This window comes from Vibrio sagamiensis NBRC 104589 (assembly GCF_007990935.1).
GTDB lineage: Bacteria > Pseudomonadota > Gammaproteobacteria > Enterobacterales > Vibrionaceae > Vibrio > Vibrio sagamiensis.
Genome location: NZ_BJXJ01000007.1, coordinates 63896 through 80032, shown reverse-complemented (window position 1 = coordinate 80032; position 16137 = coordinate 63896). Strand labels below are relative to the sequence as shown.

Sequence of the window (16137 nt, the reverse complement as noted above, 5' to 3'; positions counted from 1 at the left end):
TATAAGGAACTTGAACTCTGTATTTGGTTGAAGCTTTTGAACCAAGAATTAAGTATGATGCATAAAAATATGACAGAAGAACAATATGAAATCGCATAAGATTCTCTTCTTGGCTTTGCTATCACCAGAAATACTGGCATCAACGCCATCCACTTTCTCTTTTACTCTGGATAACGATGGTATCTTCGGGGTGGATCAAGACTATACAAATGGATTATTTCTTTCCTACGCTACTGGAAAATTAAAGCCAAAAACTGAGTTACAGCTTTTATCGCTCAGTGATCAAAACGGAAAAAATGTAGATAAAGTGGAATGGATTTTAGGCCATAAAATGTTTACTCCAAGTGAGATCGAAGCTGACCACCCAATATGCAATGATCGTCCTTATGCTGGCTACTTGCATACTGCAGTAAATTACCTTTCACTAACTGATAACAAAGCGGTTCGATATAACGTCACGATTGGAACAACCGGTGATGGATCATTATCCTCTAAAGCACAAGATATTGTTCATGGCATCACTGGCTCCACTCCCCCTCAAGGCTGGGATTATCAAATTGATGATTACTTAGCTTTTAGCCTTGGCTATCGCGCTTTTAATACCCTGATACGTAGTCAAGGAGAAAGGACTCAATGGGAGATCACCAACGTCAACGATATTAATGTAGGCAACTTTCGCAGTGATATTTCACAAGGCGTCATGCTCCGCTGGGGAACAAATTTGAATACGAGTATTGCTGCGGCCAATATTAGTGCCGAAGGCCCCTTTCATGCCAGCATGCTAACCGATAATACACCTAGTTGGTTTATCTTCACTGGTTTTGAAGGTCGTTACCGATTCAATGATATCACAATTGAAGGTGAGCGCTCTGCCATTCCAGAAACACAAAATAGATTTGATGTAACTTTACAACATTGGCAGGCTAGTGCTATTGCTGGTGCAGCTTGGTATAACAAACATCTAGGTGCTAGCTTTACCTTTACTGTCAAGACACCCGACTATACAGAAGCTCCAACTGACGTTTATGGCACAGGTTCTCTATCTCTGTTTGCTTTTTTTTAAAGGGCTACTCTCTCATAAATTTGATACCCAAGTAACCTCACGGTTCTTAGGACGTTTTAATACTGGATTTTAGATCTTGTTCTCCTTTTCTGTATCACTCATAGTCGTTTTTTATCTTGATAATTAGTCGTTCGAAAGCTGTTTTAACCCTACAGTTTGTAATAGAATAAAAACCAAAGTCCACTATGTATGAGAGTTAAGATGTCAACAGTTGGTCGAATTCACTCGTTTGAATCCTGTGGAACCGTCGATGGACCAGGTATCCGCTTTATTGTCTTCTTGCAAGGTTGCTTGATGCGCTGTAAATATTGCCATAATAGAGATACTTGGGATACTCATGATGGCAGAGAAATCACAGTAGAAGAGATCATTTCTGAAGCAAAGTCTTATCGACATTTTATGAATGCTTCCGGCGGTGGTGTAACTTGTTCTGGTGGCGAAGCAATGCTTCAGCCTGAGTTTGTTCGAGATTTCTTTCGTGCTGCTCATACAGAAGGGATCCATACTTGCCTTGATACTAACGGCTACATCCGTAAACATACCGAAGTGATTGATGAAGTAATAGAAGCAACCGATCTTGTTATGCTTGATTTAAAACACATGAAAGATGAGATCCACCAAGAATTCATTGGTGTTTCGAATAGAAGAGTTTTGGATTTTGCGCGTTATTTACATGAAGTAAAACAGAAAACTTGGATCCGCTATGTTGTGGTACCCGGTTATACTGATGACCCAGAAGCAGCGCATATGCTTGGTAAGTTTATTCAACCAATGAATAACATTGAAAAAGTTGAACTTTTACCTTATCACAAACTAGGGGCACATAAGTGGGAAGCACTCGGCCTTGAGTATCCACTTGAAGGCGTCAATCCACCTTCAAAAGAAATGATGGACACAATTCAGTCAATATTGTCCCAATATCATCCAAACGTAAAGTACTGAGCTAGCCGACGTATAAAATCACCTTCCTCATAGTGGTATGCTCAAGTAAAACAGCTTGAGCATACATCTTTATTATCGAAAAATATGTGCTGAGATCATGTTTGCTTTAAGTCCATCGAGTTAATCTAGGTACATAAAATCCGTATTTGCTTTTATGAGGTCTTCCATGGAAATGTCCAATGCCCAGCGCTTGATTCTGTCAAACCAATATAAGTTATTATCTCAGCTTGACCCTAATAATTCTACAAAATACAGTCGTTTTCAGGTCATTATTGAACGTGGGTATGAACTTCAAATGCATGAGCTAAGCAAAAGCTTTGGCAGTATTGCTGAAGCGGAATGCCGTGAAATTATAGAGGTCATGGAAATGTATCATGCCATGCAAGAGTCTTTCAAAATCCTGCATAGCGATGAATGCTATAATGTCGACAAGCGGCGGCTTGAGTTTCTTGGATTTGATCTTTCAACGGAAGCGCAGCTCGTACACTATGTTCGATTCCTGATTGATTATGAGGGACTCTACTCACAATTTGATAAAGCTGATCATCATTTCAACAGTCAAATACCAATGCTGGAAAAATATCGACGAATGGTGAAAACTTGGCGCAACTGCCCTCGTCAATACCACCTATGTTCTAACGAGCTTACTCAGATCTTGAGCGCCTAGAAAGTGTTTTATTAAAAGAGAGCTTTATTTGAAATGTAAAGCTCTCCTCCTCTTCGATTAAGTAAGGTTTTCCTATTTCATTAACTCTCTCACTTCACATACCAGTGCACTACAATTGTTAATTAAAATTGAGTATTGATGAGCAGTAAGAATAAGAACTAAATTGCTTAATCACCGACACATCCTATGCCCTCTATGTCTCAGAGTCGATACCCTCCAAGATCTACATGCCTTTAATTAGTGATTTAGATGTTAATTTCAACAATAAATTCATAATTGTTAAGCAAAATTGCAAATCCCCGACTAGGCTTAAAAAAGAAGAAAGGAGTGATTGATAAAAGCTTGCCCATCACTCTAAGCTGCAGTGAAATACCTACCATAGCATGTCGTTGCTTTGGTGACTAACGCAAAAATTCACGCACTGGGATTGATAATAGGATGCACATTTTCACTTTGCAGATGAATACTTTAAACATGGATAAGCTGAAATCAACGTTCGTCAATAGACTGACAATTAAAGGGGAAACGACATGAGTATTTTCGACCACTATCAATCTAGATATGAAGATTCCAAAGATGAAGAGATGTCGTTACAGGATTTTCTAGCCCTGTGTAAGGACGACAAAAGCGCTTATGCCAATGCAGCTGAGAGGTTGTTAATGGCAATCGGTGAACCTGAAGTAATTGACACTGCTCAGGATCCTACACTGAGCCGTATTTTCTCTAATCGTGTCATATCACGCTATGACACGTTTAAAGATTTCTATGGTATGGAAGATGCCATAGAGCAAATTGTCTCATACTTGAAACATGCAGCTCAAGGCTTAGAAGAACGTAAGCAAATTCTTTACCTCTTAGGCCCTGTCGGAGGCGGAAAATCATCATTAGCCGAGAAATTGAAGGCGCTAATGGAAAAAATGCCAATTTACGTTTTGAGCGCAAACGGCGAACGAAGCCCAGTCAACGACCACCCATTCTGTCTGTTCAATGCAAATGAAGATGGTGAAATTCTCAAAGCAGAATATGGGATTGAGCCGCGTTACCTTCGCTCAATTATGTCACCGTGGGCAGCGAAACGTCTGCATGAATTTGGAGGTGACATTACCCAATTTAAAGTGCTCAAAGTACGCCCTTCCATCTTGGATCAAACGGGTATTGCCAAAACTGAACCAGGGGATGAAAACAATCAAGATATCTCATCACTCGTTGGTAAAGTCGATATTCGTCAGCTTGAACACTTTTCACAAGACGATCCTGACGCTTACAGCTATTCTGGTGCTCTTTGTAAAGCAAACCAGGGTTTGATGGAATTCGTAGAAATGTTCAAGGCACCAATCAAAGTTTTGCACCCTCTACTTACCGCTACACAAGAAGGTAATTTCAACGGTACAGAAGGATTATCGGCAATACCGTTTGACGGAATGATTTTAGCACACTCTAATGAATCAGAATGGCAAACATTCCGCAACAATAAAAATAATGAGGCTTTTTTAGACCGAGTCTACATTGTGAAAGTTCCTTATTGCTTGCGTGTTTCCGAAGAAGTCAAAATCTACAAAAAACTCCTTGAGAACAGTGAACTATCAACGGCTCCATGCTCTCCAAGTACTTTAGAAACTCTGGCTCAATTCAGCATACTATCTCGGCTTAAAGAACCTGATAATTCATCCATTTTCTCTAAGATGCGTGTATATGATGGTGAAACACTAAAAGACACCGATCCAAAAGCTAAAAGCTACCAAGAGTATCGTGATTTTGCCGGCGTAGACGAAGGCATGAATGGCCTTTCCACTCGTTTTGCTTTTAAGATACTTTCAAGAGTATTTAACTTCGACCAATCTGAAGTCGCGGCTAATCCAGTACACCTATTCTATGTCATAGAACAACAAGTTGAACGCGAGCAATTCCCAAGCGAAGTGGCAGAGAAATACCTTGAGTTTCTAAAAGGTTACCTAGTGCCTCGCTATGTTGAGTTTATTGGTAAGGAAGTACAAACCGCTTACCTTGAGTCTTATTCTGAATATGGCCAAAACATTTTTGACCGCTACGTAACCTACGCTGATTTCTGGATTCAAGATCAAGAATATCGTGATCCAGAGACTGGGCAGCTTTTTGACAGAGCATCACTGAATGCAGAGCTGGAAAAAATTGAAAAGACAGCAGGTATCTCTAATCCTAAAGATTTCCGAAATGAAATCGTTAATTTTGTCCTTCGTGCAAAAGCCAACAACAATGGACAAAATCCGGTTTGGACAAGCTATGAAAAGCTTCGCACAGTAATTGAGAAGAAAATGTTCTCTAATACTGAAGAACTGCTGCCGGTTATTTCATTCAACGCGAAAACATCTTCTGAAGATCAAAAGAAACACGACGACTTTGTTGCTCGTATGATGGAAAAAGGCTACACCGAGAAACAAGTTCGCCTACTTTCTGAATGGTATCTACGAGTACGTAAGTCATCCTAACCCATGTGAGTTAGGTCGCTTGTGAAACATGAAGAGGGGAATTTCATGGCGCAATTTATAGACCGAAGGCTCAATGGCAAAAATAAGAGCGCTGTTAACCGACAGCGCTTCTTAAAGCGCCATAAGGAGCAAATAAAAGAGTCGGTTGCTGACGCAGTGAATCGCCGCTCGATAACTAATACCGAGACTGGCGAAGACGTTGCTATTCCGCACAAAGACATAAATGAACCTATGTTCCACCAAGGTAATGGTGGTGAAAGAGAACGTGTCCACCCTGGCAATGATCAATTCATTCAAGGGGACAAAATGGAGCGCCCTAAAGGAGGAGGTCAAGGAAGCGGTTCAGGCGAAGGTAACGCCAGTCCGGATGGTGAAGGGCAAGATGAATTCGTTTTCCAAATTTCTAAAGATGAATACCTTGATATCCTTTTTGAAGATCTCGAACTGCCAAATCTTGAGAAGAATCAAATAACCAAAATTACCGAATGGAAAACACATCGTGCTGGTTATCAAACTGCAGGTATACCATCCAACATCGCGATCGTTCGCTCTTTACAACAATCTCTCGCGCGTAGAACAGCAATGACCGCTGGCAAAAAGCGTATGATCAATGAACTTGAAGAGCAGCTGACCGATATTCAGAATATTGAACCAGCTCAAGCTCTTGAAGAAAATCGTTTAAAATCTGAGATAATTGAACTACGTAAAAAAATTGAAAGTGTACCGTTTATCGACACGTTCGATCTTAGGTTTAAAAACTACGAGAGACGCCCTATTCCATCCAGCCAAGCTGTCATGTTTTGCTTGATGGATGTTTCAGGCTCTATGGATCAAGCTACTAAAGACATTGCTAAACGCTTTTATGTACTCCTATATCTTTTCTTAAATCGTACCTATGAAAATGTAGAAGTTGTTTTCATTCGTCACCACACTCAAGCCAAAGAAGTCGATGAGCATGAGTTTTTCTATTCACAAGAAACAGGGGGGACGATTGTTTCTAGTGCTCTTAAGCTTATGGATGAAATAATCAAAGAACGTTACCCACTCAACCAGTGGAATATTTATGCCGCCCAAGCTTCTGATGGTGATAACTGGGCAGATGATTCACCTCGTTGTAGAGATCTCTTGGTAAAAAAACTTTTACCTAATTGTCAGTATTATTCATACATCGAAATCACTCGACGTTCACATCAAACACTATGGCATGAGTATGAGAAACTATCAGAAGCTTTTCCGAATTTTGCCATGAAAAATATTCGTTCTGTGGAGGATATTTTCCCAGTTTTCCGTGAATTATTCCAAAAAGAAACGGTGTAAGGAGGCGACTTATGAAAACAACAACAAAAAAAGCTTCGGATACAGCTTCAGACAGCAGTAACTCGGGACGACTTCCTGATGGACCGGATTGGACATTTGAACTGCTAGAGCGTTATCACAAAGAAATTAAACGTGTTGCAAAACTCTATCGTCTCGACACCTATCCTAACCAAATCGAGGTCATCACCTCAGAACAAATGATGGATGCTTATTCAAGCATTGGTATGCCAATTAATTATAACCATTGGTCATTTGGTAAAAAGTTTATTCAAACAGAGCAAAATTATAAACACGGTCAAATGGGCTTAGCTTACGAGATAGTGATTAACTCTAACCCCTGCATTGCTTATTTAATGGAAGAGAATACTGTCACAATGCAAGCTTTGGTTATTGCTCACGCTTGCTACGGTCATAACTCTTTCTTCAAGGGTAACTATCTTTTCCAAACTTGGACTGATGCAGGATCCATAATTGATTACTTACTTTTTGCTAAGAATTATATCGCTAAATGTGAAGAGCGCTATGGCGTTCAAGAAGTAGAACAACTGCTAGACTCCTGCCATGCCTTGATGAATTTCGGTGTAGATCGATATAAACGTCCAGAGAAAATTTCGATCAATGAAGAAAAAGCACGCCAAGAAGAACGTGAAAGTTATTTACAGTCTCAAGTGAATGAACTCTGGCGCACAGTTCCTCAAGCCAAAAGTAAAGAAGAAGACATTAAGGTTCGCTTCCCAACTGAACCCCAAGAAAACTTATTGTACTTCTTTGAAAAACATGCTCCATTATTAGAACCTTGGCAACGCGAAATTGTTCGTATTGTTCGCAAAGTCAGTCAGTACTTTTACCCTCAAAAGCAAACTCAGGTAATGAATGAGGGCTGGGCAACTTTTTGGCATTATACGATTCTCAATCACTTATATGATGAAGGATTAGTGTCCGAGAAGTTTATTTTAGAATTTTTACATAGCCATACCAGTGTGGTTGCCCAACCTGCCTATAACAGCCCTTATTTTAATGGGATCAATCCTTACGCTCTTGGTTTTGCTATGTTTCGTGACATAAAACGAATTTGTGAAGAGCCAACCGATGAAGATAAAGAGTGGTTTCCTGAGTTAGCAGGGTCAAACTGGCTCGATTCCCTGCATTTTGCCATGCATAATTTCAAAGATGAAAGTTTTATTAGTCAATACTTATCTCCTAAACTCATCCGCGATTTCAAACTATTTGCAGTGGAGGACAATGACCGTAAAAATTATATTGAGGTATCTGCCATTCATGATGAAATGGGTTACAAACAGATCCGTGAAAAATTGGCGGCTCAGTATAACTTGTCGAACTTAGAGCCCAATATTCAAGTTTATAATGTTGATGTACGTGGTGATCGTTCATTGACTCTACAATATGTACCTCATAACAGAATACCCTTACACAACAGCCACGAAGAAGTCTTAAAACATGTATACCGCTTATGGGGCTTTGACGTCATATTAGAAGAAGTGAAAGAAACAGGTCATCGAGAGATTTTATCCACATGCCCAAAACGTAACAATTACGATTCAAATATCTAACTGTTACTCAAAAACCTTAGGTTTAAAGGCTATTTTACGATCAGATTTCATAGATACTCTCATATACACAATCTAAAAAGGCTTTCAGACTAAAAATCGAAAGCCTTTATTTTTAGAGAGCTGTTATTTAGCTCAATGCAAGTATCGACTGTTTTTAAAGGTAGCTCAAGTTATCCAAGATTGGCGACAATCGAACGAACCAGTTCTAAGTCTTCAATCGTATCGACCCCAGCTGCTGGTGCTTGTTTGGCAACATCAACATGGATCTTTTCACCGTACCAAAGAACGCGCAACTGCTCTAAACATTCTACTTGCTCAATCGCACTTGGTTGCCAATTCACGTATGTATTGATAAAACCAGCACGATACGCATAAATACCAATGTGGCGCAGCAATGGTCTTACTACCTGCTTGTCTGGAGAGGAAAAGTTGTCACGATCCCAAGGGATAGAAGCACGACTAAAATACATCGCATACCCTTGCTCATTGACTACCACTTTAACCGCATTGGGGTTGAATATTTCATCTTTCGATTCAATTTCAACGGCCAATGTGGCCATCGGTGCCTGGTTATTAGCAAGATTTTCAGCGACCTGATGAATAATCGCTGGTGGGATTAATGGCTCATCCCCTTGAACATTAACAATGATGTGATCCTCCGCGATCGCCATCTTTTTAACCACTTCAGCCAAACGTTCAGTGCCCGATTCATGGTTTGGTGACGTCATACAGACTTTACCACCAAATTGCTCTACTCGCTGTGCTACACGATCGTCATCCGTTGCGATGATGACATCATGAGCGCCCGCTTGAATGGCTTGCTCATAAACCCATTGAATCATAGGCTTACCGCCAATATCAGCGAGAGGTTTACCGGGTAAGCGGTTTGAAGCGTAGCGGGCAGGAATGACAACCGTAAAAGACATTAGCGTCCCTCATCCATGCTCATAGTTCTCGCTTCTGGCTCTAAAAGAACCGGAATACCTTCTTTAATCGGATAAGCAAGGCGATCCAGTTTGCAGATCAATTCTTGGTTATCTTTGTCATATGTCAGCTTACCTTTACAAACTGGACAAGCCACAATTTCAAGCAGACGGTGATCCATAAGTTGCTTTGACCTCTTTGATTCGTTCTAAAATTTTCTCAGCATCCGCTGAATTAAACTGCGCCGATACTGGTAAATACCACCAATTGTCTTGGGCATATTGATCGCATTTTACGGCATCTTTTTCTGTCATAATGACATTCGCCCCTTGTTGGGCCAATGCATGAAGTTCTTTTGGGTCAAATTCTTGATGATCCGCGAATCCTTTAACCACTTTCACATCAGCGCCCATTTGGCTTAATGTCTTAAAGAATCTTGGCGGATGACCAATTCCAGCAAAAGCAACCAATTCTTTTAAAGATGCCACATCCACCTGCTGCTTGGTTTTAAGGTTGATCGCCCTAGATGGCTGCAATACCATCGGCATTTCCCCTTGCAAAGCTTGACTGCCGTTGGTGATGATAAAGTCGACCTCATTCAAGCGTGCAGTGTTCTCACGTAATGGACCAAGAGGGATCAATTTTTCATTACCAAAACGTCGATGCCCATCCACCACAACAAGCTCAATATCACGGGCGAGCGCATAATGTTGCAGTCCATCATCAGTGATGATCACATCTACCCCTAACTTAACCAATGCTCTCACTGCATTTGAGCGATTTGGGTCCACAGCAACAGGGGCTCCCGTTCTGCGATGAATTAATTTAGGTTCGTCTCCACAATGTCTAGCAGGGGTATCTGGGTTCAAAACCAATGGATAACTGGGTGCTTTAGCGCCATAACCACGAGATACAACACCAGGCTTATAGCCAAGCTGCTGAAGCTGTTCTACAAGCCACACCACAACCGGAGTCTTTCCATTGCCACCAGCGGTAATATTACCGACGACCACAACGGGAACAGGAGCTCGATAGACGGCCTTATCGCCTTTCTGGTACTGACGTCGCTTATATCCGCTAATCACGCCGAATAAATAGCTCAGTGGCCAGAGAAGTGGCCAGAGTAACCATACCCATGGAGGGTGTTCAAACCAAATTTTTTCAATCACGATTGAGAGTTACCAAACTGAATTCGGTGCAATTGAGCATAGGCTCCATCTTTAGCAAGGAGCTCTGCATGACTACCTCGCTCAACAATAAGGCCATCATCCACAACGAGTATCTCATCAGCTTTCTCAATCGTTGATAAGCGGTGAGCAATCACTAATACTGTTTTATCTTTTTGCAGTTCATCCAGAGCAAGTTGAATCGCTCTCTCCGATTCAGTATCCAGTGCTGAAGTAGCTTCGTCTAGGATCAAAACGGGTGAATCACGCAGTAACGCACGAGCAATCGCAATTCGCTGCTTCTGACCGCCAGACAGACTGGCTCCGTTTTCCCCTACTACGGAATCAAAACCGTCATCCATCTTAGTGATAAATTCTGTCGCGTGAGCCAGTGTCGCTGCATTTTCAATCTCTTCTCGACTGTATTTATGCTCTGCCGCATAAGCGATATTGTTCGCTATCGTGTCATTAAAGAGGTGTACGTTTTGAGAAACCAACGCAAATTGCTCTCTGAGGTTCTTAAGCTCATAATCACGAATATCATGACCGTCTAACGTAATCGAACCCGAGCTTACATCGTAAAAACGGTTAAATAGGTTAGCAATAGTACTCTTGCCAGATCCTGAACGACCAACCAGTGCAACTGTCTTACCGCTTGGAATATCAAAACTAACCGAATCCAGCGCCTTTTTAGGTGCCTCATCGTAAGCAAAGCTCACATCCTTAACCGACACGTCACCTTTTGCTCGCTCTACTTTGTATTTACCTTGATTTTTCTCTGGTTCTAAATCGACCAAAGCAAACAAGGTTTGACTCGCCGCCATCCCACGCTGGAATTGTGACGTTACACTGGTCAGTGATTTCAGTGGTCTTAACAAACCAAACATGGCTGAAAATACCACGGTAAATGTACCTGGAGTCAGCTGCTCTTTAATCGAGTCAACACTTGCAAGATACAGCACAACAACAATAGCAATCGAAGCGATCATTTGAATGATTGGGTTAGCTGCTGCTTGAGCAGTCACCAATTTCATGTTTTGCTGGCGCATTTGGTTACTGACTTTTTCAAAGCGTTGACCTTCGATCTCTTGTCCACCGTAGCTCAACACAACCTTATGCCCTTTGAGCATTTGTTCAGCGGATGCGGTAACTTGGCCCATCATGGTCTGCATGTTTTTAGATATTTTTCTAAAACGCTTAGAAACCACTCGAATCGCAAATGCAACCATTGGGGCAACCGCTAGAAGCACAAGCGAGAGTTGCCAGCTGTTATAAAACATCAAGCCTAACAGACCAATAATGCTGGCACCTTCACGAACAATGCTCACCAATGCATTACTTGTGGCAGCAGAAACCTGTTCTGAATCGTAGGTAATGCGCGAAAGTAGCGTTCCGGTTTTTTCTTTATCAAAATAGGCAACGGGCATGTGCATGTAGTGATTAAAAACCATGCGACGAATCTGCATCACCACGTTACCAGACACCCAACTTAAACAGTAAGTGGAGACAAAGCCGCTCACCCCGCGAACAAACATCATAACAAACACAATCACGGGTAAAACACGCAGAAAGTCAGATTGGCTATTACCAAAGCCTTCATCTAAAAGAGGCTTGAGTAAGGAAATCATATAGGTATCGGATAACGCATTAACAACTAATGCTATCACCGCAACGATCAAACCAGATTTATAAAGGCGGATAAACTGCCACAGGCGTCTAAAAGTCTGCCAAGTAGTTTCATCAGTATTTATCGACATAGAATTACTTTTTTCTAACACTTAGACCTTTATTCTACTCCCTTACGCAGCATCTGCCTATACCAAGAGGTAAAAGTCCCTGTTCGTTTGGTGTTAAAATACCAATCTTGACCAATTACATGCACAGTTATTTGACCATTTTCCCCCGTATCTAGCCACTGGGCTTCCTCCTGTTGGTAATTATCCACCACCTGCTTTGCTGGCATATTCCATTGATTGCTTTTAGCTAATGAAGCTATGGCTAATTTCGGACTAACAGATTGGATAAATGAGATATTAGAGGAAGTTTTACTGCCATGGTGAGGTACTAACATCACATCACTGGTTAACTTGTCTGCTTGGCGCGCCAACATCCATTCACTGACGCCTTCAATATCGCCTGTTAGTAGCACTCGCAATTGCGATATAGGATCAACAATGCGAATCACACAAGAATGAGGGTTATATGCACGACTTACTAAATTTGGTGGCCAAAGCACTTCAAATCTCAGTCCTTGCCACCACCAACTATTCCCCACAACACAAGCTCGATAAGAAGCCAAATACTGGCTACTAATTTTATTACGTGGCGTAAATTGCTCTTCCATATATTCACGTCCGCCTGAGTGATCAGAGTCCATGTGACTGATGATAAGCGTATCTAGTTTGTTCACACCTCTTTGATGCAAAATAGGGGTTATAACTCGCTCTGCGATACTGCCGCCACTCCAAGCTTTACCCGTGTCATACAAAAGCCATTGGTTATTCTTTTCAATCAACACGGCTAGCCCATGCCCAACATCAAGCACATCTAAGCGCCAAATATGTCTAGGCTTTTCAAGGAAGAATATCAAACTAAGTGTAACCATAAATAATAGAGCAAAAGATCTGGAGTTTACAAAACGCATGAATAACATCAGCCCACCCACCACTCCCACTAGTAAGATCATTTGCTGATTCAAAATGTACCAATATCCATTTGCTAATGACGAAGACCAAGTTAATGGCCAAAGAGACCAATCAAGCAAGAACCAAATTATATTTGCTAGAGATGGAGACAGCAGTGAGATAATCAAAGCCAAAAACATCAAAGGAACAACAATAAAAGCAAACCAAGGAATAAAAAAAAGATTATAGAAAAGAGAGAGAAGACTAGTACCAGCAAAAAAGTATCCACTTATCGGAACGATTAAAACCGTTAATACCAGTTGTATTTTAAATAAGACTAACAACATCGACCATTTTGACCGAGGTTGCTGCTGAGTGACATTAATTGTTAGTAAAACCGCTACAACAGACAAATACGAAAGCCAAAAGCTGATACTCAATACGGAAAATGGGTCGGTGCAAAGTTGAATTACTAACGCCAGCAGAATCACTCGCCAAGCACTCCAGTAAACAAGAAATACTTTTAACGCTATGTAAATCATACACACTGATAAAGCGCGGGTCGTAGGTAAAGAGAAATTCGCTAACCAGGCATACACAAACGCTATAGTTAAGCCCAGGATATGAGGAAGAAATACGTAACGAGGCGTAAAGTATCGAATACAAGAACCAATCGCTATACCAAATGAGTAAGCCATACCAATGTGAAGGCCCGATATCGATATTAAATGTATCAAACCACTTTCTCTTAAAGCTCGCCAATCATTTTCATCAAGCCAAGATCGATCGTTAAAAGCTAAAGCAAGAATCAACGCTCTGTGTTTCAGGCCTTCAACCTGTTCAGTGATTTGTTTAAGAATGGTCTGACGGCTAGAAGATTGACTACGAATTATCCATTTTGCATGTCGATTAACGGCTGCTTTAGCAACAATGCCTCTCGCCATAGCTTGTTTTTCAGTATCAATGCCAGCTTCATTCAACCAGCCGAAAATTGGTTTCATTTTAACTGTGATGGTTATCTGATCACCAACTTCCAATGGCATTGAAGAAAATAAACGAATTTTAGGTTTAAGCAGTGGGAGTAACTTGTCAGAATTGACTCTATCAACGACAATAATGGCTTCATGACCGCGACTTTTTTTGTTAAAAGCTCTAGCAACCATCCCATTTATGGTAATATCATCACCTACTTGGAATAGAGTCTGCCTTTGATATGTCATAACATTACCATGAACAATCACGATCACGCAGCCTAGCGTGATACCTAAGCCCATAAAACTTGTACCGAAGCCAATGAAATTAAGACATAATCTTATAAAAAATGTTGAGGCAAGTATTCCAAGTAGCAACCACTGCCAACTAGGCATTATCGGCCACCATGCCGATGTGATGATACTTATAACAATGAAGACCAAGGTCACACTTTTTCCACAGAGAGCCATGTTGTCCTATGCCTAAAAAGCTCATAAAGCGCTTCATGCCCGATCATGAAACGATTAAACGCCAAAAAGCACTCAAGCTATTCGGTAGCGTTTTATATAACCCCAACTTATGGTGTCTTAATCGCCGTTCAGCCTCCGGTGCTTTTGCGGTTGGACTATTTATGGCATTTGTACCCTTGCCAAGCCAAATGATCATGTCTGCTGGCCTTGCTATTCTCATGGGAGTCAATCTTCCCCTTTCTGTAGCCCTAGTTTGGGTAAGTAATCCGATCACCATGCCGGTCTTGTTTTATTTCGCTTACAAGCTTGGAGCTTTTATCATGCAGCTTCCTCCCCAACCTTTTCATTTTGAACTTTCTTGGGATTACATAATGCAACAAATGCACACAATAGGGCCTCCTTTCCTACTTGGTTGTACTGTCTGTGGCGTTGTTTCTGCCATCGTTGGTTATTTTGGAATCCGAGGTCTTTGGCGCTATTCCGTTGTTAGAAGCTGGAACAAACGCAAAATAAGATAATGCAAAATAAGATAAAGTCTTTTGTATGGATTGATAGAGTTCGCGAAGCAAACTGGGAAACAGCTAACGCTGACACTGAAACCTGATGTGCGCTCAGTATGAGATTCGAGCATATCGCAAAGAAAAACCCAGAGCTCTGTAAGACCTCTGGGTTTTTCTTTCATCGGGTGAAGTTAGCAAAACTAACGGACGTTATTTCGAGCTTAATACCATTGCAGGATTGAGCTTTGCAGCCCGAGAGGCGGGATACCATGTGGCTAATAAGCTCAAAAAGATCGCCGTGGTCGATACCAAGACAACATCTGGCCAATACAATTGTGATGGCAAGAAGTCGACAAAATAGATGTCCCCGGACAAAAATTGATGGCCAATCAGGTGCTCAATAGCCTTCATAAGTGGGGTAAGATTCAAAGCAATGGCAATCCCAAACAGGCTACCAATAACACTTCCTAACACACCTGAAAAAATACCTTGCCAGATAAAGATTTGCTTGATTAAACGATCTTTTGCACCCATGGTGCGCAAAATTGCGATGTCTCCGGCACGATCTTTCACCGCCATCATCAAAGTGGAAACAATATTAAAACATGCCACACCAATCACCAGCACCATGACAAGATACATGATGGTACGTACGAGCTGGATATCTCGGTATAAAAACCCAAATTTCTGCTGCCAGCTTTTCAAATAAACATAGGAATCAATCTGTTGTCCAACTTGACGAACAATAGTAGGAGCATTCAATACATCGTTGGTTTTCAAAGCAACCCCTGTCACTCCCTCACCTAAACGCGTGTAGTATTGAGCATCCTTTAGAGGAACCAATACGAGCGAGTGGTCGATTTGCCCATTTAATGTCAGAAATCCAACCACTTTCACTCGAACACGTCTAGGAGCTTGAACCTTATCCGTTTGACCGACTTGTGGAATCAATAAGGTCACATAATCTCCAACATTGACCTGCAATTGTTGAGCAACCCCTCGGCCTAAAATAATCTGTTGTTGGTCAGGGTGAAAGTTTTGCCATGTGCTTGAATCAATAAAATCGGACATGCTGGACACCGCCTGCTCAAAGGTAGGTTCCACTCCACGAACTTCGATCGCCTTTAGCTTACTGCCCTTCTCAATTAACCCAGTAAAACGGACATATGGCGCAGCGGCAACAACATTTGGATGACTCGTAGCTTGATGCATCGTTGTACGATAATCCTGTAAAGGCCCATCAGCGCCTTCAAGCTCTGCATGAGGAATAACAGACAGTACTCGTGATTGTAGTTCTCGCTCGAAACCATTCATTGCTGATAGACCAATGATTATCACTGCTACACCAACAGCAATCCCTATCATGGAAGAAAGAGTAATAAACGAAACCATTTTATTGCGCTTTTTGGCTCGGCTAAATCGGCCGCCGATCATCAATGCTAACGTTGAAAACAAA

Annotated in this window: 13 protein-coding genes; 7 read left to right on the top strand and 6 right to left on the bottom strand. The window is 41.4% G+C overall.

What is annotated here, in order from left to right:
- The first annotated feature begins 85 nt into the window (after nucleotides 1–85).
- The 6 genes from VSA01S_RS04995 to VSA01S_RS04970 all read left to right on the top strand — a co-directional run bounded on the left by VSA01S_RS04995 (nucleotide 86) and on the right by VSA01S_RS04970 (nucleotide 8025).
- Complete coding sequence (locus tag VSA01S_RS04995; protein WP_039979098.1) at nucleotides 86–1063, top strand: lipid A deacylase LpxR family protein; 978 nt, start codon at nucleotides 86–88, stop codon at nucleotides 1061–1063.
- A gap of 201 nt (nucleotides 1064–1264) precedes the next feature.
- Nucleotides 1265–2005: a pyruvate formate lyase 1-activating protein gene (gene pflA, locus VSA01S_RS04990; RefSeq protein ID WP_039979097.1), complete on the top strand. Its 741-nt coding sequence runs from the start codon at nucleotides 1265–1267 to the stop codon at nucleotides 2003–2005.
- A 166-nt stretch (nucleotides 2006–2171) separates the two neighbouring features.
- Nucleotides 2172–2672, top strand: coding sequence for a YfbU family protein (locus tag VSA01S_RS04985; RefSeq protein ID WP_039979096.1), 501 nt, complete (start codon nucleotides 2172–2174; stop codon nucleotides 2670–2672).
- 530 nt (nucleotides 2673–3202) lie between these two features.
- A complete protein-coding gene (locus VSA01S_RS04980; protein WP_039979095.1) occupies nucleotides 3203–5137 on the top strand; it encodes a PrkA family serine protein kinase in 1935 nt (644 codons plus the stop codon).
- Between the two features lie 45 nt (nucleotides 5138–5182).
- Entirely contained in the window at nucleotides 5183–6454 is a 1272-nt protein-coding gene (locus VSA01S_RS04975) for a YeaH/YhbH family protein (protein ID WP_039979094.1), read from the top strand.
- An 11-nt stretch (nucleotides 6455–6465) separates the two neighbouring features.
- Nucleotides 6466–8025: a SpoVR family protein gene (locus VSA01S_RS04970; protein WP_039979093.1), complete on the top strand. Its 1560-nt coding sequence runs from the start codon at nucleotides 6466–6468 to the stop codon at nucleotides 8023–8025.
- Nucleotides 8026–8195: 170 nt separating this feature from the next.
- Here VSA01S_RS04970 and kdsB read toward each other — a convergent pair whose 3' ends face one another.
- Genes kdsB through VSA01S_RS04945 form a run of 5 tightly spaced genes read right to left on the bottom strand, consistent with a single transcriptional unit; the run spans nucleotide 8196 to nucleotide 14181 of the window.
- Complete coding sequence (kdsB, locus tag VSA01S_RS04965; protein WP_039979092.1) at nucleotides 8196–8951, bottom strand: 3-deoxy-manno-octulosonate cytidylyltransferase; 756 nt, start codon at nucleotides 8949–8951, stop codon at nucleotides 8196–8198.
- On the bottom strand, nucleotides 8951–9130 hold the full coding sequence (locus VSA01S_RS04960; protein WP_005378451.1) for a Trm112 family protein: 180 nt from the start codon (nucleotides 9128–9130) through the stop codon (nucleotides 8951–8953). The genes kdsB and VSA01S_RS04960 overlap by 1 nt, the downstream gene beginning before the upstream one ends.
- Nucleotides 9111–10118: a tetraacyldisaccharide 4'-kinase gene (gene lpxK / locus VSA01S_RS04955; RefSeq protein ID WP_039979091.1), complete on the bottom strand. Its 1008-nt coding sequence runs from the start codon at nucleotides 10116–10118 to the stop codon at nucleotides 9111–9113. Before lpxK ends, VSA01S_RS04960 begins: the two co-directional genes overlap by 20 nt.
- Nucleotides 10115–11872: a lipid A ABC transporter ATP-binding protein/permease MsbA gene (gene msbA / locus VSA01S_RS04950; RefSeq protein ID WP_039979090.1), complete on the bottom strand. Its 1758-nt coding sequence runs from the start codon at nucleotides 11870–11872 to the stop codon at nucleotides 10115–10117. The genes lpxK and msbA overlap by 4 nt, the downstream gene beginning before the upstream one ends.
- 29 nt (nucleotides 11873–11901) lie before the next feature.
- Nucleotides 11902–14181 (bottom strand): DNA internalization-related competence protein ComEC/Rec2, encoded by a 2280-nt coding sequence (locus tag VSA01S_RS04945; protein ID WP_039979089.1) that lies wholly within the window; start codon nucleotides 14179–14181, stop codon nucleotides 11902–11904.
- Between the two features lie 8 nt (nucleotides 14182–14189).
- On the opposite strand from VSA01S_RS04945, the gene VSA01S_RS04940 reads away from it, so the two are divergent.
- Complete coding sequence (locus VSA01S_RS04940) at nucleotides 14190–14699, top strand: DUF2062 domain-containing protein (protein WP_039979088.1); 510 nt, start codon at nucleotides 14190–14192, stop codon at nucleotides 14697–14699.
- Nucleotides 14700–14891: 192 nt separating this feature from the next.
- On the opposite strand, the gene lolE is transcribed toward VSA01S_RS04940, so the two are convergent.
- Nucleotides 14892–16136: a lipoprotein-releasing ABC transporter permease subunit LolE gene (gene lolE, locus VSA01S_RS04935; RefSeq protein ID WP_039979087.1), complete on the bottom strand. Its 1245-nt coding sequence runs from the start codon at nucleotides 16134–16136 to the stop codon at nucleotides 14892–14894.
- Nucleotide 16137 lies beyond the last annotated feature (1 nt).